Raw genomic sequence first — 19,026 nt, 5'->3', positions numbered from 1 at the left:
CAAATACGCCAAGGCGTATTTGATTTAAGTTAAGGTGGAAGAAAAAATGTGGAAAAAAATAAATTTGTACATTAATGGATTGTCACCAGCCCAATTAATATTTGCGTTCTACCTTTTGGCTGTAACAATTTCAGTTATTTTACTTAGCCTTCCTTTTGCCGTAAAAGAAGGGGTACATGTAGCGTTCATTGATACGTTATTTACAGCAGCAAGCGCGGTTAGTGTAACTGGTTTAAGTGTTATATCAATTAAAGATACATACACAGTGGCAGGAATTTTTATTTTAATATTTGTATTACAGGTCGGCGGAATTGGAATTATGACAATGGGAACGTTTATCTGGTTATTATTTCGCCGAAAAATTGGTTTGCGAGAAAGACGTTTAATCATGGTTGATCAAAACCAATCACAGCTTTCAGGATTGGTAAACTTACTTAAGCAAATCATCATCATTATGGTTGGGATCGAATTTTTTGGCAGTTTGATATTAGGGCTTTATTTTATGCAATTTTTCGATACATGGCAGGAAGCCTTTATTAATGGTATTTTTGCTGCTGTAAGTGCGACGACAAACGCTGGCTTTGATATAACAGGAAGCTCCTTAGTGCCGTACGCAAATGATTATTTCGTCCAATTTATTACGATTATATTAATCATTTTAGGTGCTATTGGCTTTCCGGTGTTGGTTGAAATAAAAGATTTTCTCCTTCATAAAAAGGGAAGGTACCGTTTTTCTTTATTTACGAAACTGACCACTGTTACGTTTTTATCATTGGTTGTGTTTGGAACATTAATGATTTTTTTAATTGAATTTAATCATTTTTTTAAAGGAATGGCTTGGCACGAGACCTTTTTTTATTCCTTATTTCAATCCGTTACAACAAGAAGTGCTGGTCTCGCGACGATGGATGTGAATCAGTTTTCAGAGCCTACTTTACTGTTTTTAGGTGCAATGATGTTCATTGGAGCTTCACCTAGTTCGGTTGGTGGGGGTATCCGAACGACAACCTTCGCGATAAATATTTTGTTTTTATTCAATTTCGCAAGAGGAAATAAATCGATAAAAATTTTCAAACGTGAAATCCATGAAGAAGATATTAGAAAATCACTGATTGTGACGATTTTTGCTTTTTTTACATGCTTTACGTCAATTTTCATTTTAACAATTACAGAGAACTTTACGTTTACTGAAATATTCTTTGAGGTCGCATCCGCATTTGGAACATGTGGTTTATCGATGGGGATTACCCCTGATTTAAGTGTTTTTGGGAAAATTTTGATTATGTTCCTCATGTTTATCGGAAGGGTTGGAATCTTGAACTTTATTTTTATTATTGGAAAGAAAGGAAAAGACGCGAATTACCACTACCCGAAAGAACGACTCATTATTGGATAATGAAAAGAGCACCTGGCAAGGTGCTCTTTTTTCAGTCATTCCCGTAGCTAGTGTCCTTGGACGGATGCATGAACGGTACCCCTTTGGGGCGTTTTTTATTTTCCAATAGCTCACGGTTTTCAGCTGTATTCCAGCCGATGTCATTTGTCGGATGCACCCACTCGTCACCAGCCATAATCTCAGGATCTGTTTCGTCACTCCAATTATTAAGTGGTGAATTCGGTGAATTATAAAGGCTATCCCCAATTACAACTCCATGTTCATTAACAAATGGCTCCTCCATTTTAATTCCGGTCCCTTTGAAGGATGGGGCAGATATTTGATGGGGCATTGTTTCGTCTAAAATAGGTGATTCGATTTGTTCAGATTGTTTTTTCTTATTCGTCATCCATATGCACCTCACAATTTCAGTTTTACTTAGTGTTTGCAACAAAAATAAAATTATCAAGAGTTGAGGAGAATTTTACCAATTATGGACGACGGATACATGGTGAAAACTACTGAATAAAGGGGGGCAAAATATGAAACGTAAAGTGAAATTTGATGCTGCGAAAAAGAATAATTTTACACCGAAAGAAAGCATGCCTGATACGGAATTTTCTGCAGAAGCAGATTATGAAAATCCAATGAAGGGCGCAAATCGTAATTCAAAAAAAGGTAACAGTACTGGAGAATAAAAAAAGAGTCAGCGTGGGCTGACTCTAATCTTTATTATGCTTTTCGTGAAAATACCTTTGCTTGACGTGAGGTAGGGTCAAAATATACAAGCAAATACGTATCCTGCATTTTCACTTCACCTGTTTGTTTATAGAACTCAAGGTCAAATGGAATTTTTTCAACGACTGTATGCTTGTACAACTCTTTTTCCTGAAGCTCTAATTTACCAAATTCTTCACCTAAAGCCTCTGGTTGCTCCACAATTTCCTGATAGAAGGTCGCTCGATCTTGTTTGCTAACGAGGTCTTCCCACCATGGTTTACGTGGTTTGTACTTTTGATTTCGTAAATAATCATATTTCATGATTGCTTCAATAACTGGAAGCTGTTCCCGGTTTGTTTCGTGAAGAAATTCGTAAAGGCGCTTGAATAAATCCTCTAGCTGGTGACCAATTCGTGACCAACCACGTTCATCCCAGTACGTCCCAAAGTCTTGGAAGAAATCAAATGGTGTTTCAAAGCTACGCGTGACCAAATACTCCACTGTTTCATTCATTCGATGATCATTCCAATATTTTTCAAGTACGTCCTCGACCTGCTTTATTCGAGTTATATCATCAAAGCTCAAAACATTGTTTCCAAGAATCTCATATGGTGAATGATCCATATATTTGTAATCATGCTCTGCTGCACGAATTCGTACCCCAGTCCCACGAAGCATTTTTAAAAATCCAAGCTGTAGCTCCTCAGGTCGCATCTCAAATACATCATTAAAGGTTTTTCGGAACGAGTGATAATCCTCCTCAGGAAGACCGGCAATTAAGTCTAGGTGCTGATCGATTTTTCCGCCTTCTTTTACCATCATGACCGTACGCTGAAGCTTTGAGAAGTTTTGCCTGCGCATGACCAACTCGTTTGTCAGGTCATTTGTTGATTGGACACCAATTTCAAAGCGGAACAATCCTGCCGGTGCGTTTTTATTTAAAAAGTCAATGACTTCAGGTCGCATGATGTCTGCAGTTATTTCAAATTGGAAGACTGTACCTGGTCGGTGCTCATCTATTAAAAATTGGAACATCTCCATCGCATAGCTACGACTAATATTGAATGTACGGTCAACGAATTTGATGGTTTTAGCACCATGGTCCATTAAAAAGCGAATATCTTCTTTGACTTTTTCACGATCAAAATAACGAACCCCTACTTCTATAGAAGATAAACAAAACTGACAATTAAACGGACAACCCCGGCTTGTCTCAATATATGTCACACGTTTTGATAAATGAGAAAGATCTTCTTCAAAACGAAAAGGGGATGGCAAATTCTTTAGGTTAAGCTTATTTCGCTGTGGATTGATCTTCAAACGCTCCTCTTTACGGAAAGCAACACCACTTATTTCATCTGTACTCTCTTCATCACGAATCGCTGTAAGAAGGTCCTTAAAGGTTTCTTCACCCTCACCCATGACAATGTAATCAACCTCAGGAATGCGTTCTAGCCATTCATGTACATCATAGGTCACTTCAGGACCACCAAGGATGATGACTAGCTCTGGATTTATTTTTTTGAGCATTTTAATCACTTTAATGGTTTCTTCGATATTCCAAATGTAACAGCTGAAGCCAATCACATCAGGCTTTTTTCGATACAAATCAGTTACGATGTTCATTGATGGATCTTTAATTGTGTATTCGGCCAGTGTTACATCAAATTCAGGCGCGGCATATGCCTTTAAATACCGAATCGACAGACTTGTATGGATATACTTTGCATTTAATGTACTAACAACAATGTTCATTCTCTTGCTCCTTATTCTTCGATTAACTAATATATTTTAACACATGAGGGTAGTTGCACCAAATGACAGTAGCTTTTACCAAATAAATTTGCAGAATATATTCCAAAATCCGACAATTACCACTATAATAGTGAATAGTGAAAACGGTTTAATAGCGATATAGAGAGAACGTTCAGCAAAGGGGGAAGACAATTGAAGGGGTCAAAAAGAAAAAAAGGGGAAAAAATGGTTCGCGAAAAATCGCCATCAAAACTCACATCATGGTGGCATAACTTAAAAATTGGCTATAAATATGGAGTGGCGTTTACTTTTACAATTGTATTGTTCTGTATTACGGCGGCAATCATATTTATTCAATTATTTAACATTAACAACGCGATGAAGGAAGTTGAAAAAAGTGGCGACCACTCCATTCTTATTACAGAGGTGTCGAGGGTTTTTAGCCAATTGGGTAGTGAGATTAGCCTATATGCACAGAATGGAAATGGGGCGCATGTAACGGCTATTCAAGATTTAAGTAAGCAATATGACGAATTATCCAAGGAACTAAGTCCTGCTATTACAACCTTCGAACTTGAACAGCTTTATAGCAAGGTTGGCGAAAATAAAGAGGCGCTGACCAAATTGTTTGATGAGAAGGTTTTTCAGGCGATCCTTCGTATGGATAAGCTAGCTGCCATTCAAGCAAGTAAAGATGCAAACAAAATTATTTCCGATACGGAAAAACAATTAGATCAGCTAAGAGTGATCATGAAAATGAAAAGTGAACAATCTGTATCTGTAGCCAATTCAAATGTTACAGGAACAATCATTGTTTTACTCGTTTCTATTGTGATTTCGACGATTATTGCCATTTTAAGCCTTGTCATTATTGGCCGTAATATCGGGAAACAGCTTAAAAATTTAATTGGAGTTTCAAATCGAATTGCAGATGGAAACCTAAAAGTCGATGAAATTCCGGTTAAAGGACAGGATGAAATTGGCTTGTTGAGCAAATCATTGAATGTCATGAATTACAGCCTTCGTTCCATGATTCAAGAAATATCAACTGTCTCTGAACAAGTGACATCAAAGAGTTCAGAATTGATGATTTCATCGAACGAAGTGAAGGCTGCAAGTCAGCAAATTGCGTCTACCGTCCAGGAGCTGTCAACAGGCGCTGAGGAACAAGCACATTCATCTACTCAACTAGCGAAAATGATGGAAGAATATACTGAAAAAATTCAGTCAGCTAACCAGAATGGGAGCCAAATTAATGAGTCATCACAAAATGTGTTAGAAATGACGAAAAAAGGTCACGAATTCATGAATGCTTCAACAGAACAAATGAATAAAATTAACAGCATCATGGAATATTCTGTGGAAAAGGTTAAAGGGCTTGATGAACAAACGAAGCAAATTTCAACCCTTGTTAAGGTCATCCGTGATATCGCGGACCAAACGAATCTTTTAGCACTTAATGCTGCAATAGAGGCGGCTCGTGCTGGAGAACATGGCAGAGGATTCGCAGTTGTTGCAGATGAAGTCCGTAAGCTTGCAGAGCAAGTATCTCATTCAGTCAAGGACATAACCGACATTGTGAACAGCATTCAAACAGAATCGAATTCTGTTGCTCAAGGTTTACTAAATGGATACAGCCAGGTGGATGAAGGGGCGAAGCAAATTCAAGTGACAGGTCAAACATTTAAGGATATTTATGATGCGGTTACTGTTATGGTGGAACGCATAAAGAGTATTTCTGAAAACCTCGGTACCATCGCAAGCAATACCGTCGAGATGAATTTGTCAATTGATAATATTGCAGCCGTTTCTGAACAATCTGCAGCAGGAATCGAGCAAACCTCAGCTTCTGTACAGCAAACAAACAGTTCAATGGAAACAATTTCTGATCACTCAGAACTACTCTCAGATTTAGCAAGTAGATTAAATACGATGATTAGTAAATTCAAACTGTAAACTGAACAAGCCAGTGCTCATTATTTAGGGTCGCTGGCTTTCTTTTTTTATTTAGACATACCCAAATGTGATAAGGTCTTGTAAAATAAAATTAAAGAGAAGGGAGCGTTGCTCGATGTATAAATATAGTGAAATGCAAACCGATATTTTCGGCACAATCTATATCCTCGCAAACGAAACAGAGCTAGTTGATATCTCATTATCTGAAGATGACTGGGAAGAAGCCAGTAAAAAATTCGACGCAGCTTATGCACCGGATGATGCGGTTCTCGTTAAAATCAAAAGTGAGCTAGAAGAATATTTTAAAGGTAAACGCAAAACCTTCAGCTTCCCGATTAAGTATAGTGGGACAGCGTTTCAAGAGAAGGTTTGGAATGAACTGTTAAGCATACCTTATGGGGAAACTCGGTGTTACGCAGATATTGCAAATGCGATTGATAACCCGAAAGCCGTTCGTGCAGTCGGACAAGCCAATCGGAAAAATCCAATCCCAATCGTTGTTCCATGCCATCGTGTAATCGGAAAGGACAAATCACTAACAGGCTACACAGGCACAAGAACGGACTTAAAAGAAAAACTATTGGAATTAGAAGGTGTGCTTTGACACCTTCTAATTCAGAAAAAACCCAGTGTGGGAGCACAGTGGGTTTCCTCATAATCTCTTATTTTTCAAACAAACTCTTAATCTCTTCCATTAGATTACCCTGTAAAATCCCTTTTTCGGTAATAATGGCTGTAATTAGTTCATTTGGCGTGACATCAAACGCCGGATTGTACACTTGGACACCCTCCGGAGCGACGCGTACCCCACCTAGATGTGTAACTTCCTCGGGATTTCGTTCTTCAATCGGTATTTCCTTTCCACTAGCAAGGGAAACATCAAACGTGGAAAGTGGTGCCGCAACATAAAATGGAATACCGAAAGTTTTGGCTAATATCGCCAAATTGAAGGTGCCGATTTTATTAGCAGTATCGCCATTTGCTGTAATCCGGTCTGCGCCTACGATGATTGCATTGATTCCTTTTTCACCAATCGTATGGGCAGCCATATTGTCGGTAATAAGAGTAACATCTACGTCAGACTGCAGGAGCTCCCATGTTGTTAGCCTAGCTCCTTGTAAAACAGGACGTGTCTCTGATGCATAAACTTTAAGATTTTTTCCCTGTTGTGCTGCTAGATGGAAGGGCGCAAGTGCAGTGCCGTAGCGCGCAGTTGCGATGGAACCTGCATTACAAATTGTTAATACTTTAAACCCATCCTTGAAGAGTCCAAGGGCATGATCACCGATTTGGCGGCAAACTGCCTCATCTTCTGCCTGAATTCGAATGGCCTCATGTACGAGTGTCGTTTTTGCTTCATTCACGGACTTTGAGTCTTCAATACTTGTAAACAAGCGGTTTAATGCCCAGATTAAATTGACAGCGGTTGGTCGTGAACTTGCCAAGTAATCTTTATCTTTAAGGAGTTTTTCCTTAAATTCGTTTAAAGTTGTTTCTTCGTAGTTTTTCGCTGATAATGCCAAGCCAAAGGCAGCCGTAATTCCAATTGCTGGGGCTCCGCGTACTTTTAAAGAAACAATGCTATCCCATACATCTTCAATTGTAAAAAGGTCGATAAATACAGTTTCCAATGGTAGCTTTGTTTGATCTAATAGTTTGATTGATGTTTCATTCCACTGCACAGATTGTGGAACTGTTTTTGAGTATGCCATGTTGTCACTCCCAAGAAGTATTTTCTACATAGTTTCGTAGACTACCAAGTTCTTTAATTGATTTTCGGTCACGAATTAATTCTTTTCCTATTCGAAGAGCATGTCGTTTCGTTGCGATTCTTTGCTCGAAGTTTTCAATTCCATCCAAATCGGCAACATGTGCTAGCCCGATTGTTCTTCTAATTACTTCACAGCCTGCAAAACCAATCGCATCTTCAAATGCTTGCTCAAGAACATATTCCAAATAGCCTTCAGTATCACGGTATAGTTCCACAGCATCTTGTTTCCAAAGATCGGAGAATGTTGCCGAAAACACATCCCATGTTTTTTCAATATGTTGATAGAGGGGCTCACGGTTTTCAGAATCTCGTGAAATGGCATTTAATAATAGATTTGCAATGAATTGACCCAAGTCAAAGCCTAGTGGACCAAAGTATGCAAATTCAGGATCAATTACTTTTGTCTCAGTTTCGCTTGCGAAAATACTTCCTGTGTGTAAATCACCGTGTAATAGGGCATCTGCTTGAGTTAAGAACTTTTGCTTAAGTTTTGCAACTTCAAGCTTAAGTGGCTGGTCTGCCCAAACTTGTTCAACGTCATTCCGTAGCTCCTCCTCAAAGCTATTTGTATCAATATCGAAAAAAGGATCTGTGAAAACAAGGTCCTCTGTAATTTTGCAAAGGTCAGGGTTAATAAATTTTTGCACAATCACTTTTTTCTTTGTTGGCTCTAATCCAAAGTCTGATGTATAAAATAGGGTTTTTGCCAAATAAGTTCCGATGTGCTCCGATAAAAGTGGGAAGCTTTTACCCTCAATTAGTCCAGTTCTCGAAATTTGTAAGCGGGAGAGGTCTTCCATCACAGTGATGGCTAGCACCTCATCTGAATAAAAAACCTTCGGCACAAGTGTTGGTACATAGTCAGCAGCTGTTAATAAAGCATTGGCTTCAATCGTTGCGCGTTTCAGAGATAAGGGCCAGCTCTCACCAACGACCTTGGCATATGGTAATGCCTGTTTAATAATGATTCCTTTGTTATTATCTTCATCGGTAATATGGAAAACTAGATTTAGATTTCCATCTCCTATTTCCTTGCATCTTAATACGGTTCCTTCTTCAAACAAACGGAGCTGAATCGCCAATGCCACCGCAGTACTTTCTGTTAAGGGTTCATAGATTGATTGATTTGAAATTGCCATTTTATATACCTCCAGTAATGATTATTAATTGTCGTTGGAGGCTTTTCTAAACACAGAAAAGCCTCTTTCATATTCGAAAGAGGCTTGAAGTCACGGCATCAAACCTCTTATCTACCAGGAAAATCAATATTTCCTGTTGGAATTAGCACCGTGCCTTGTGGGTTTCCCCAGCGCTAAAAATAGCGCTCCACCTTACGATGGTATTACGGTCGGTTGCTGGGCTTCATCGGGCCAAGTCCCTCTGCCTGCTCTTGATAAGAGATCAAGTTAATGATATTTAAATTTTTAGTTAATACTGAAAAGAATCATAACAACGAATACACATAATTGTCAATAGATTTTTTAACTTTATTCGGCGGGATATAATCCCGGCCGAATAAAGTTAAAGCCTCCGGCGGATGCCACAGATTTTCAAAGGAAATTTTTCGAGCTGGCTCGAAAAAATCTGGGCGCAAATACGTCAAGTCGCATTTGATTTAATTATAAAATTTAGGACGACGATCCTGGAAAATCGGAATTTGCTTTCTGACTTCCTTCACCTTGCTAAGGTCAATTTCGCCAACTAATGTTGTACTTTCAGTACCTGCTTCGGCGATGATTGTTCCCCAAGGATCAATAATCATTGAATGCCCGCCAAACACGTTATCTGGGTTGCTTCCAACGCAGTTACAAGCAACGACATAGCATTGATTTTCAATTGCGCGACTCAGGAGTAGAGTTCGCCAATGCTCAAGGCGAGGAAGTGGCCATTCCGCTACCACGAATAAAATTTCTGCCCCACTTGTTGTATGTGCGCGAATCCACTCTGGGAAGCGAATATCGTAACAGATGACTCCAGCAGATTGCACATTTTCTATTGTAAAATCGCCTTTTGCTTCGCCAGCCTGTAAATACAAATGCTCATCCATGAGCTGGAAGAGGTGTAGCTTACTGTATTCACTGAGTATTTCTCCTTCACGATTAAAGACAAACATCGTGTTAGTCACGCCTTGCTCTGTCTTTTTGGCAATGGAGCCTGCTACTATATTAACAGAGTATTGTTTTGCTAGGTTTTTAATAAATGCTTTCGTTTTGTCACCATTATCATCGGCAATTTCATCTAATCTCGTTAAGTCATATCCCGTTGTCCAAAGCTCTGGCAGGACAATAATATCGGGATTATCCTGAGTCATTGTGTTTTCGATTTCTTTAGAAATAAGGTCAAAATTATCTTGCGGTTTTCCGAATTGAATATCATACTGAATACATGCAATTTTTAGATTCATTTGGGTCCTCCCTATGAAATGATACTTTACAAGTAACAATATATGATATTAGACTAGTATTTCAAGTATTTTGAAGAAGGTGTACACATGAAAAATTTTGAACAATCTAAAATTCTCCAAAATTTACCAAAACAGTTTTTCGCATCCCTTGTTACAAAGGTGAACAATGTCGTTGCCCAGGGGCACGATGTCATAAATTTAGGGCAGGGAAATCCTGATCAACCAACTCCACAACATATCGTAGAAGCTTTAAAGGATGCTGCAGATCAGCCGAAATTTCATAAATATTCTCCATTTCGCGGCCATTCTTTTTTAAAGAAAGCAGCAGCAGAATTTTATCAACGTGAATACGGAGTTGAACTTGATCCAGAAACAGAGGTAGCCGTTTTATTTGGCGGTAAGGCAGGGTTAGTTGAGATCCCACAATGTCTGTTAAATCCCGGTGATGTTGCATTGGTTCCAGATCCTGGTTACCCCGATTATTGGTCTGGTGTTGAGCTTGCTCGAGCAGAAATGGCGTATATGCCTTTGAAAGAGGAAAATGCCTTTTTACCCGACTACTCACAAATTGATTCAGAAAAGCTTGAAAAAGCCAAGGTCATGTTTTTAAATTATCCAAATAACCCAACCGGGGCCGTAGCAACAAAGGAATTTTTTGAAGATACAATCTCCTTTGCTAAAGAACATGATATTTGTGTAGTGCATGATTTTGCATATGGTGCAATTGGATTTGAAGGTAAAAAACCAATCAGTTTCTTACAATTGGACGGGGCCAAGGATATCGGGATTGAAATTTATACTTTATCAAAGACATATAACATGGCAGGGTGGAGAGTTGGATTTGCGGTTGGAAATCCTAGCGTAATCGAAGCGCTAAATCTCATTCAAGACCATATGTATGTAAGTTTGTTTAGCCCAATCCAAGCTGCGGCGGCAGTAGCACTAACCGAGTCACAGGACTGTGTAAAGGAACTAGTGGACAGGTACGAATCAAGACGTAACGCTTTCATTGGTGCACTTCAAGACATCGGCTGGGACGTACAAGCACCTGCAGGCTCCTTTTTCGCATGGCTACCAGTACCTGAAGGATATACATCTGTTAGCTTTGCAGATCTTTTACTTGAAAAAGCCCATGTTGCAGTCGCGCCAGGAATCGGCTTTGGTGAATATGGTGACCGCTATGTTCGCGTTGGCTTTTTAACGGATGAAGACCGACTAGTTGAAGCAGCAAACCGAATCAAAAAATTGAATCTGTTTAAATAAACAATCATTTGCAAAAATTAAAAAACGTTTGACAAGAAAAATAATTCCTGTCATAATCCTAATTAAATTCAGTGTCGTAAAAATTAAATAAAGGTTGAGCTTTCTGTAATTGAGACTCAACATGTAAAATAAAATCTATTTTCTTATTAAGAGCAGGTGGAGGGACTAGCCCAATGAAGCCCGGCAACCGACTTACATGGTGTAAGCACGGTGCTAATTCTTGCAGCGTTGAGCTGAGAGATAAGAAGATGTTAGTTTGCTAACCTCTTCTTATGAAGAGGTTTTTCGTTTTTTATGTCTAGTTTAAGGCGCCATCGGCTCTATGTTCTAGAAGGCAAAAGGCGCCTTCTGTCAGCGCTTTTCTTATGCTTGTCGCCGATAGGCAGGCTCCTTGAACTTTTCTTGTTCGGAACATTTTTAGAAATGAGGGTTTAACATGAGTGAAGTGATTGCTACATATTTGGTACATGACAACAGTGATAATTTGGTGAAAAAAGCTGAAGGCATTGCACTTGGATTAACGGTGGGTTCTTGGACGACATTACCAAAACTTGAGCAGGAACAACTTAAAAAGCATAAGGGAAAAGTCATAAGTGCCCGGCAATATGAAGATGACCATCGGGCAAGTCAATATTTAGGGAAACAAACTAAAAAAGGCATTATTAAAATTGCCTACCCATATGCAAATTTTAGTCCAGATCTACCAGCCATTTTAACAACTGTCTTTGGTAAGCTCTCGCTAGACGGGGAGATAAAGTTGCTAGATTTGGAGTTTTCAAGTGAAGTGAAGGCCGCATTTCCAGGGCCAAAATTTGGGATCAATGGTATCCGCGAAAAACTAGGAGTATTTGATAGGCCGCTTGTGATGAGCATTTTTAAAGGGGTAATTGGAAGGGATATTGAATACCTTAAGGAGCAGCTTCGTGAGCAGGCACTTGGTGGTGTGAATATCATCAAGGATGATGAAATCCTTTTTGAGAATCCTTTAACTCCGTTTGAAGCGCGAATTACAGAAGGCAAAAAAGTGCTTGAGGAAGTTTATACTGAAACCGGACATCGCGCTCTTTACGCAGTGAACTTAACTGGTAGAACCTTTGAATTAAAGGAAAAAGCACGGAAGGCAGTGAAGCTTGGCGCTGATCTGTTATTGTTTAATGTATTTGCGTATGGACTTGATGTTCTTCAAAGCTTAGCAGAGGATCCGGAAATTTCAGTTCCGATTATGGCTCACCCAGCAGTAAGTGGTACGTTAACACCGTCCGAATTTTACGGGTTTTCAAATCAATTACTGCTTGGAAAATTATTACGATATGCAGGTGCAGATCTTGTCTTGTTCCCTTCACCATATGGAAGTGTTGCACTTGAAAGGGAACAAACATTGGCGATTGCAACTGAATTAACGAAACCTGATGAATCATTTAAGCCGTCATTTCCAGTTCCGTCAGCGGGCATACATCCTGGCTTAGTGCCACTGCTTATCAACGATTTTGGGAAAGAAAGTGTGATTAATGCAGGTGGTGGTGTTCATGGACATCCAACCGGTGCCATTGGTGGCGGAAAAGCGTTTCAGACGGCAGTGGATGCAGTCCTTTCGGGAAAGACACTTGTGGAATTTGCTCAAAATAACCCAGAGCTAAAACAGGCAATCGATTTATGGGGATACAAAGAGGTATAAGCGATGAACAAACCAATTATTTTCTGTGATTTTGATGGCACAATCACAAATACCGACAACATCATAGCCATTATGAAAAAGTTTGCGCCTCCAGGTTGGGAGAAAATAAAGGATCAAGTGCTTTCACAGGAAATCCCAATACAAGAGGGTGTGAGTAAAATGTTTTCTCTATTGCCTTCACAATGGAGGGAAGAGATTACGGATTATATCCTGAACCACGCTGAAATTCGAGATGGCTTTAAAGAGTTTGTTGCATTCACGAAAGAACAAGGAATTCAACTATACATCGTCAGTGGAGGGATTGACTTTTTTGTTGAACCATTACTGGATGGCCTAGTTGCTAAAGAGCAAATTTACTGCAATCAATCAGATTTTTCGAATGAGAGAATCAAGATTTTATGGCCATATACTTGTGATGATGGGTGTACAAATGAGTGCGGCTGCTGTAAACCAACCTTGATTCGTAAACTCTCAAATCAAGAAGACTATAAAATCGTCATTGGCGATTCGATTACTGACCTCCAGGCGGCAAAGCTTGCCAATAAGGTAATTGCAAGAGATTTCTTGGTTGAAAAATGTGAAGAATTGGGGATTGAATATTCAGCCTTCCATTCCTTCTTTGAAGTGATTGAGATTTTGAAAAAGGAGGTTGCGGAAAATGCTTAATATCAAACAATGGACAGAGCTTGCGGATATAAAGGATGAACTGGCAAGCCGCGACTGGTTCATGGGCACGAGTGGAAATCTAGCAATCAAGGTCTCTGATCAACCGATCACCTTCCTTGTAACTGCAAGTGGAAAGGATAAGAAGAAAAGAACTGATGAAGATTTTTTATTAGTGGATGGGGCCGGATACCCTGCTGCACCCACTCATTTAAAGCCTTCGGCAGAGACGCTTTTACATGTTGAAATTTATAGCAAAACAAATGCAGGCTGCAGTCTTCATGTCCATACAGTTGATAACAATGTCGTTTCTGAGCTATATGCCGATAAGGGCGAGGTTATTTTTAAAGGTCAGGAAATTATTAAGGCGCTTGGATTATGGGAGGAAGATGCTGAAATCCGAATTCCAATCATCAAAAATGACGCTGATATCCCGACACTTGCCCGAAACTTTAGTGAGCATGTCAACAGTGACTTTGGTGCAGTCCTTATTCGAAATCACGGTATCACAGTCTGGGCTAAAAATGCTTTTGATGCCAAGAAACATCTAGAGGCATACGAGTTTCTTTTTAGCTATCATTTGAAACTATTAGCATTAAACCATTTGCAGATCAGAATTTAAAAATAAAGTTTAAGGAGTGTAAAAATGGCAAATATTAAATTTCGTAACACAGGTGAAAGATTAGAAGGACAAGAAAAAGTTGCTGCATTCTTACAAGAACAAGGTGTTCTTTATGAACATTGGGACACTAGCAAACTACCAGAAGAATTAAAAGGAAACTGCAAAATCAATGATGATCAAAAAGAGCAAATCTTATCCATTTATGAAGAAGAAATCAAATCACTTGGTGAACGCAATGGATATCAAAAATGGGATGTAATTGCTTTATCAGATGCAACTCCAAATTTAGATGAACTTTTAAAGAAATTTGAACAAGTGCATGTTCACACAGAGGATGAAGTTCGTGCAATCGTAGCAGGGCATGGGATTTTCATTATTAAAGGAAGTGGCGACACTGGCTACTTCGATGTGGAACTAGAAGCAGGAGATGTAATTTCTGTACCTGTTGACACTCCTCACTTCTTCACTCTTATGGATGACCGTGAAGTGGTTGCTGTACGTTTATTTATTGACCCAGCTGGTTGGGTGGCGCATCCAGTCCAAGACCCAGAATTCGCTCAAAACTAAATGTGTATGAAAGGACTTTATGGAGTTTTACCATGAAGTTCTTTTTTAATCTAAATATTAGCAATATTCTTTACATATAAAGGCGAATATGTTACATTTTTGTTCATTGGAATACTCTTTTATTGATGCATATAATAAAGGTAATAAGAAATTCTTTCAAAAAAATTAGGAGTGGGGAAAATGAAAATTCGCTATAATTTTGTCCAAAAATCAGATGTGAAATATTGTGAAGGTAAGTTTACCATTCAACAGGCCCTTCAACTTTTAAATGAATCAGGATTTCGTTCAGTGCCGGTACTATCGAAAAATGGAACGGTATTTGATGGGTTAATTTATAAAGTAGACATCTTGGAATACTTATATGAAAAAAATGGAGATGCACATGCGAATATATCGGAGCTTGTTGAAGGCAAGGATGCATTCGTTTACGAGGAGGATTCCTTTTTCAAGACGTTTTTAACGATTCGTCGTTTGCCGTTTATTGCTGTGTTGAATGCTGAAAAAGAGTTTCAGGGGATCATCACACATGCGAATGTAATGGATGTACTTGAGGACTCCTTTGGTATGAAAACAGGAGGATATACGTTAACAATTGCCACAATTGAACATAAAGGGGCAATCAAAGAGCTTGTATCTCTCATTCGTGATATTAATATAGATGGCATGCTCACGCTTGATAATGGCGAAAAATATCTCCGTAGAATCATTTTAAATCTACCTGGTTCACTTGGCGAAGGAGAGATTCAGAATATCAAGCGGAAATTGGAAGCGAAGGAATTCCGCGTTACACATATTGACCGAATTAAATAAGCAAATGTAGACCTATAGGTGTAATACTTATAGGTTTTTTATTGCAAAAAAAATGTCGATTTTGCGTATATTTGAATGTCGAAAAAACATGGAATATGGGATGAGAACGTTTTCGTACACAATTTTGTAAATTTTTTAAAGAAAAAAATGTCTATTTTTGCGAATCTATTTACATAAATAGAAGATTTTGTAATAATGCATAGAGTAGCAACTAAGGGAATGCACCAAAGGTAGTATGAGTTGGTATACGATAGTTGTATGCCGCGTTAGAATCTTCTAACGAGTGAATAAAGGAGTGGAAGTTTTGGAAACCAGAAGTATAGATTACAAACAGATACTATTAGACGAAATTAATAGAAAAAGAGAAGAAATGATCACAGTTGCTAATAGTACGGGGTTTACAAGTAATGAAACAATTGAATGTAGTCAAGAACTTGATGAACTTATAAATATCTATCAACGAGCAGAAGCAGCAGAACGAAACCATTCACTTTTTCGTCAGTTTTTAAAGAGAGTCATGTTATTTTTCGCACTTCAAAAAGTCAGCTACAAATCATAAATGGTCGATCTCAAACAATTCATCAAGGTGGATTGTTTTTTTTTTTCGATGTAACAAGGTACAAGAATTATAGTAAGTCCTAAACATCACATACAAAAAAGGACGCTCAGGTAGCGTCCTTCATAATCAATCAAGCATTATTCCATACATTTAACTTTTGATCGGTTGGCAATAAGAAGGCCACAAATCCGAGTAATGGAAGGAAGCCCATCATAATGATGGTTGGTGTCAATCCGATTGCATCAATGATGGAACCAATTGCAACGCCACCGATTGCTCCCATACCAAAGGCAAGGCCAACGATTAAACCTGACATCATTCCGATTTTACCTGGCATCAATTCCTGCGCGTACACAACCGAAACCGAGAAGCTTGATAATAGGATGAAACCAATCACCGTTACGAGTATAATCGCAACATGTGGTCCGACAAACGGCAATACTAGGGCTAACGGTGCTGTTCCTAATAAGGATGCGATAATAACGTTACGCTTTCCAAATTTATCAGCAAGTGGTCCTCCAAAGAAGGTGCCTAGTGCGCCAGTTGCTAAGAATAGGAAAATATAAATCTGTGCTTGTGAAATGGAATACCCATATTTTTCGATAACATAAAATGAGTAAAAGTTTGTGATGCTTGACATATACCACGTACGTGCAAAAACGAAAAGAACAAGAACAATTAATGCTAGTTTAATAGCTTTCATGTTTTGAGGTACTACTGAAACAGCTTTTTTCACTTTCTTTTGAATTTCGACTGTTTTAAGAGTTCGAGCATACCACCCTGCGATATACACGAGTAAACCAACTGCAAGTGCTGCAACTAACGAAAACCAAATGGCTCCAAATTGTCCAAGTGGGACGAGAATCAATGCCGTAATAACAGGCGCAAGAGCTTGCCCTGAGTTTCCGCCAACCTGATAAATGGATTGTGCCAATCCACGTCTGTCACCAGCCGCCATGTAGGCAACACGGGAACCCTCTGGATGGAATACGGCAGATCCGACCCCTATAAATAAGACAGACAGAATAATGGTTGTAAAGTTCGGTGCAAATGCCAATCCAATCACTCCAAAAAAGGTGGAAGTCAGTCCGATTGGTAAAGCATATGGCATTGGTTTTTTATCTGTATACCATCCAACAACAGGTTGGGCAACCGATGATACAATCTGCAATGCGAAGGATATTAATCCAAGCTGTGTAAACGAAAGCCCCATTGATCGTTCCAGAATTGGAAACATCGCTGGGATGATGGCCTGGATGGAATCATTAAGCATGTGACAAAATCCAATGATAAATAAAATCCCATAAAGCGTTTTTTGCTCATCGATTTTTGTTCTAGATGCCTGAGTTTTCGCTGCGAGCATTTATATATATCTCCTTTGTTCCCTTTTCATTTGAAAGATATTTTAATCCTTTCCTCTATGAAAAACCTTTTTTCCATATTTGTAAAGTGAAAATTCTAAATAAAGTTAGTGAAATCAAGACAAAAAACCACTCATTAATTTTCCATACATTCACTTTACCTAGTTTGAAATTTCTGATAAATTTAATGGTAAGACAGTACTCGCAATGTAAGGAGGAGATATGATATGAAATACAGAAGGTTAGGTCGTTCGGGACTTAAGGTTAGTGAAATCAGTTTAGGAAGCTGGTTGACCTTTGGTAAAACAGTAGATGAAGAAATGGCAGTGAAAACCGTTCATAAAGCATATGAACTTGGGATAAATTTTTTTGATTCGGCAAATGTGTATGAACGCGGGGAAGCGGAACGAATCTTAGCAGGTGCGTTAAAAGAATACCCAAGGGAATCCTATTGTATAACAACAAAGGCTTTTGGTGCAATGGGAGATGGACCTAACGATCGGGGCTTATCGAGAAAACATGTGATCGAGCAAGTCCATGCAAGTTTAAAACGCATGAAATTAGACTATGTTGATGTATTTTACTGTCATCGCTATGATGAGGATACTCCTTTGGATGAGACTTTACGCGCAATTGATGATTTGATACGGCAAGGAAAAATTCTTTATGTCGGTGTAAGTGAGTGGACTGCCGCTCAAATTCAGGAAGCGACTGCTGTTGCAGATAAATATTTATTGGATCGAATTATTGTAAACCAGCCACAATACAATATGCTCCATCGAGATATTGAGGATGAAATTATCCCGGTTTGTGAAAAGAATGGTATTTCACAGGTGGTTTACTCTCCACTGGCACAAGGTGTACTAACAGGAAAATATAGAGGAGGCTCAATTCCTAGTGGAAGTAGGGGGGCAAACTCACAGGTGAATTCATGGGTGAAAAACATTATTGATGGGATCGTATCGACGAAGCTAGACCGGCTTGAGGAATTTTCAAATGAATTAGGGGTTACCTTACCTGAATTAGCCCTATCCTGGATTTTAAGACAGCATAATATTGCGAGCACTCTAGTTGGTGCAACAAATCCGGAACAAATCGAGGCAAATGCCAAAGCATCTGACCTTGTCCTTGGATTTGAAGAGATTAAAAGAGTTGAAGCCATTCTGACCGTGTAGCTTACTAGTCATAACCAAACTTACTTTTGTAAGTTTGGTTATTTTTTATTGATTTTTTCCCTAACGGCTGAAAAATTTGGTTATCGGCTGTATTTTAAAATTAATGGCTGTAAATTCAATTTATCAGCTGTAAATATTTTTTATTGGCTGCAATCGGAAAATTTAATTAATTTTCCCGGTTATTTTTTTGATTCAACTCAATATTCTCCTGTAAAAAATAAACTCTGTCCTTGAATGTTCCTTGATATTGCAAATTTAGTGAATTTAAAATTGTTTTTGCCGCTGATGGAGATTTTAAATTTAAAAAATCACTTAATTTTTTATTCGTAATAGTATTTCCCATCAAAAGG

General features: G+C 38.7%; 18 protein-coding genes, 2 pseudogenes and 2 riboswitches. Of the genes and pseudogenes, 13 read left to right on the top strand and 7 right to left on the bottom strand.

The genetic code is table 11. From position 1 onward, the window contains the following. Positions 1–46: 46 nt before the first annotated feature. Positions 47–1,396: a TrkH family potassium uptake protein gene (locus tag V7112_RS20345; protein WP_335423240.1), complete on the top strand. Its 1,350-nt coding sequence runs from the start codon at positions 47–49 to the stop codon at positions 1,394–1,396. 31 nt (positions 1,397–1,427) lie between these two features. Here the strand turns inward: V7112_RS20345 and V7112_RS20340 are convergent, their stop codons facing one another. Beyond that, positions 1,428–1,784, bottom strand: coding sequence for a DUF3905 domain-containing protein (locus tag V7112_RS20340; RefSeq protein WP_335423239.1), 357 nt, complete (start codon positions 1,782–1,784; stop codon positions 1,428–1,430). Between the two features lie 133 nt (positions 1,785–1,917). Between V7112_RS20340 and V7112_RS20335 the strand changes: the two genes are divergently transcribed. Continuing rightward, the gene (locus tag V7112_RS20335; protein WP_335423238.1) at positions 1,918–2,073 is read left to right on the top strand and encodes a hypothetical protein; all 156 of its coding nucleotides are present in this window, start codon (positions 1,918–1,920) and stop codon (positions 2,071–2,073) included. A gap of 34 nt (positions 2,074–2,107) precedes the next feature. Here V7112_RS20335 and V7112_RS20330 read toward each other — a convergent pair whose 3' ends face one another. Further along, complete coding sequence (locus V7112_RS20330) at positions 2,108–3,850, bottom strand: B12-binding domain-containing radical SAM protein (protein ID WP_335423237.1); 1,743 nt, start codon at positions 3,848–3,850, stop codon at positions 2,108–2,110. Between the two features lie 225 nt (positions 3,851–4,075). On the opposite strand from V7112_RS20330, the pseudogene V7112_RS23895 reads away from it, so the two are divergent. From V7112_RS23895 to V7112_RS20320, 3 genes and pseudogenes are all read left to right on the top strand, one after another. Then, a pseudogene (locus V7112_RS23895) lies at positions 4,076–4,849 on the top strand (HAMP domain-containing protein); the annotation flags it as partial. 9 nt (positions 4,850–4,858) lie between these two features. Then, positions 4,859–5,806, top strand: a complete 948-nt coding sequence (locus tag V7112_RS23890; RefSeq protein ID WP_438823931.1) for a methyl-accepting chemotaxis protein — start codon at positions 4,859–4,861, stop codon at positions 5,804–5,806. A gap of 115 nt (positions 5,807–5,921) precedes the next feature. Continuing rightward, positions 5,922–6,410 carry a methylated-DNA--[protein]-cysteine S-methyltransferase gene (locus V7112_RS20320; RefSeq protein WP_335423235.1) on the top strand — a complete coding sequence of 163 codons (489 nt, stop codon included), beginning with the start codon at positions 5,922–5,924 and terminating at the stop codon, positions 6,408–6,410. 58 nt (positions 6,411–6,468) lie between these two features. Here V7112_RS20320 and mtnA read toward each other — a convergent pair whose 3' ends face one another. The 3 genes from mtnA to V7112_RS20305 all read right to left on the bottom strand — a co-directional run bounded on the left by mtnA (position 6,469) and on the right by V7112_RS20305 (position 9,981). Beyond that, positions 6,469–7,518: an S-methyl-5-thioribose-1-phosphate isomerase gene (gene mtnA, locus V7112_RS20315; protein ID WP_335423234.1), complete on the bottom strand. Its 1,050-nt coding sequence runs from the start codon at positions 7,516–7,518 to the stop codon at positions 6,469–6,471. Between the two features lie 4 nt (positions 7,519–7,522). Beyond that, positions 7,523–8,716: an S-methyl-5-thioribose kinase gene (gene mtnK / locus V7112_RS20310; RefSeq protein ID WP_335423233.1), complete on the bottom strand. Its 1,194-nt coding sequence runs from the start codon at positions 8,714–8,716 to the stop codon at positions 7,523–7,525. A gap of 104 nt (positions 8,717–8,820) precedes the next feature. Beyond that, positions 8,821–8,977, bottom strand: a riboswitch (SAM riboswitch). Between the two features lie 215 nt (positions 8,978–9,192). Continuing rightward, positions 9,193–9,981: a carbon-nitrogen family hydrolase gene (locus tag V7112_RS20305; protein WP_335423232.1), complete on the bottom strand. Its 789-nt coding sequence runs from the start codon at positions 9,979–9,981 to the stop codon at positions 9,193–9,195. A gap of 87 nt (positions 9,982–10,068) precedes the next feature. Between V7112_RS20305 and V7112_RS20300 the strand changes: the two genes are divergently transcribed. The 7 genes from V7112_RS20300 (at position 10,069) to V7112_RS20270 (ending at position 16,140) form a co-directional block, all read left to right on the top strand. Beyond that, the gene (locus V7112_RS20300) at positions 10,069–11,244 is read left to right on the top strand and encodes a pyridoxal phosphate-dependent aminotransferase (protein ID WP_335423231.1); all 1,176 of its coding nucleotides are present in this window, start codon (positions 10,069–10,071) and stop codon (positions 11,242–11,244) included. Between the two features lie 140 nt (positions 11,245–11,384). Continuing rightward, a riboswitch (SAM riboswitch) is annotated at positions 11,385–11,491 on the top strand. 189 nt (positions 11,492–11,680) lie between these two features. Then, a complete protein-coding gene (gene mtnW / locus V7112_RS20295) occupies positions 11,681–12,919 on the top strand; it encodes a 2,3-diketo-5-methylthiopentyl-1-phosphate enolase (protein WP_335423230.1) in 1,239 nt (412 codons plus the stop codon). Between the two features lie 3 nt (positions 12,920–12,922). Continuing rightward, complete coding sequence (locus tag V7112_RS20290; RefSeq protein ID WP_335423229.1) at positions 12,923–13,585, top strand: 2-hydroxy-3-keto-5-methylthiopentenyl-1-phosphate phosphatase; 663 nt, start codon at positions 12,923–12,925, stop codon at positions 13,583–13,585. Continuing rightward, complete coding sequence (locus V7112_RS20285) at positions 13,578–14,204, top strand: methylthioribulose 1-phosphate dehydratase (protein ID WP_335423228.1); 627 nt, start codon at positions 13,578–13,580, stop codon at positions 14,202–14,204. Before V7112_RS20290 ends, V7112_RS20285 begins: the two co-directional genes overlap by 8 nt. Before the next feature lie 24 nt (positions 14,205–14,228). Continuing rightward, on the top strand, positions 14,229–14,771 hold the full coding sequence (locus tag V7112_RS20280) for a 1,2-dihydroxy-3-keto-5-methylthiopentene dioxygenase (RefSeq protein ID WP_335423227.1): 543 nt from the start codon (positions 14,229–14,231) through the stop codon (positions 14,769–14,771). Positions 14,772–14,951: 180 nt separating this feature from the next. Further along, a complete protein-coding gene (cbpA, locus tag V7112_RS20275; protein ID WP_335423226.1) occupies positions 14,952–15,581 on the top strand; it encodes a cyclic di-AMP binding protein CbpA in 630 nt (209 codons plus the stop codon). A 304-nt stretch (positions 15,582–15,885) separates the two neighbouring features. Further along, positions 15,886–16,140, top strand: a complete 255-nt coding sequence (locus tag V7112_RS20270; protein ID WP_335423225.1) for an aspartyl-phosphate phosphatase Spo0E family protein — start codon at positions 15,886–15,888, stop codon at positions 16,138–16,140. A gap of 130 nt (positions 16,141–16,270) precedes the next feature. On the opposite strand, the gene V7112_RS20265 is transcribed toward V7112_RS20270, so the two are convergent. Continuing rightward, a complete protein-coding gene (locus V7112_RS20265) occupies positions 16,271–17,503 on the bottom strand; it encodes an MFS transporter (RefSeq protein ID WP_335423224.1) in 1,233 nt (410 codons plus the stop codon). Between the two features lie 225 nt (positions 17,504–17,728). Between V7112_RS20265 and V7112_RS20260 the strand changes: the two genes are divergently transcribed. Further along, entirely contained in the window at positions 17,729–18,676 is a 948-nt protein-coding gene (locus V7112_RS20260; RefSeq protein ID WP_335423223.1) for an aldo/keto reductase family protein, read from the top strand. Positions 18,677–18,842: 166 nt separating this feature from the next. Here the strand turns inward: V7112_RS20260 and V7112_RS20255 are convergent. Continuing rightward, positions 18,843–19,026 (bottom strand): annotated as a pseudogene (locus V7112_RS20255) (hypothetical protein); the annotation flags it as partial.

The organism is Bacillus sp. JJ1566, assembly GCF_036962685.1.
Lineage (GTDB): Bacteria > Bacillota > Bacilli > Bacillales > Bacillaceae_L > Ferdinandcohnia.
Note: the sequence above shows the minus strand (reverse complement) of the source record. Positions and strands in the feature narration are given on the sequence as shown.

What these genes read in the sequence shown, in the direction of transcription:
- V7112_RS20265 (WP_335423224.1), bottom strand. Translation starts at nt 17,503, where the DNA reads ATGCTCGCAGCGAAAACTCAGGCATCTAGAACAAAAATCGATGAGCAA.
- V7112_RS20335 (WP_335423238.1), top strand. Translation starts at nt 1,918, where the DNA reads ATGAAACGTAAAGTGAAATTTGATGCTGCGAAAAAGAATAATTTTACA.
- mtnW (WP_335423230.1), top strand. Translation starts at nt 11,681, where the DNA reads ATGAGTGAAGTGATTGCTACATATTTGGTACATGACAACAGTGATAAT.
- V7112_RS20260 (WP_335423223.1), top strand. Translation starts at nt 17,729, where the DNA reads ATGAAATACAGAAGGTTAGGTCGTTCGGGACTTAAGGTTAGTGAAATC.
- V7112_RS20330 (WP_335423237.1), bottom strand. Translation starts at nt 3,850, where the DNA reads ATGAACATTGTTGTTAGTACATTAAATGCAAAGTATATCCATACAAGT.
- V7112_RS20305 (WP_335423232.1), bottom strand. Translation starts at nt 9,981, where the DNA reads ATGAATCTAAAAATTGCATGTATTCAGTATGATATTCAATTCGGAAAA.
- cbpA (WP_335423226.1), top strand. Translation starts at nt 14,952, where the DNA reads ATGAAAATTCGCTATAATTTTGTCCAAAAATCAGATGTGAAATATTGT.
- V7112_RS23890 (WP_438823931.1), top strand. Translation starts at nt 4,859, where the DNA reads ATGAATTACAGCCTTCGTTCCATGATTCAAGAAATATCAACTGTCTCT.
- mtnA (WP_335423234.1), bottom strand. Translation starts at nt 7,518, where the DNA reads ATGGCATACTCAAAAACAGTTCCACAATCTGTGCAGTGGAATGAAACA.
- mtnK (WP_335423233.1), bottom strand. Translation starts at nt 8,716, where the DNA reads ATGGCAATTTCAAATCAATCAATCTATGAACCCTTAACAGAAAGTACT.
- V7112_RS20285 (WP_335423228.1), top strand. Translation starts at nt 13,578, where the DNA reads ATGCTTAATATCAAACAATGGACAGAGCTTGCGGATATAAAGGATGAA.
- V7112_RS20320 (WP_335423235.1), top strand. Translation starts at nt 5,922, where the DNA reads ATGTATAAATATAGTGAAATGCAAACCGATATTTTCGGCACAATCTAT.
- V7112_RS20340 (WP_335423239.1), bottom strand. Translation starts at nt 1,784, where the DNA reads ATGACGAATAAGAAAAAACAATCTGAACAAATCGAATCACCTATTTTA.
- V7112_RS20300 (WP_335423231.1), top strand. Translation starts at nt 10,069, where the DNA reads ATGAAAAATTTTGAACAATCTAAAATTCTCCAAAATTTACCAAAACAG.
- V7112_RS20290 (WP_335423229.1), top strand. Translation starts at nt 12,923, where the DNA reads ATGAACAAACCAATTATTTTCTGTGATTTTGATGGCACAATCACAAAT.
- V7112_RS20345 (WP_335423240.1), top strand. Translation starts at nt 47, where the DNA reads ATGTGGAAAAAAATAAATTTGTACATTAATGGATTGTCACCAGCCCAA.
- V7112_RS20280 (WP_335423227.1), top strand. Translation starts at nt 14,229, where the DNA reads ATGGCAAATATTAAATTTCGTAACACAGGTGAAAGATTAGAAGGACAA.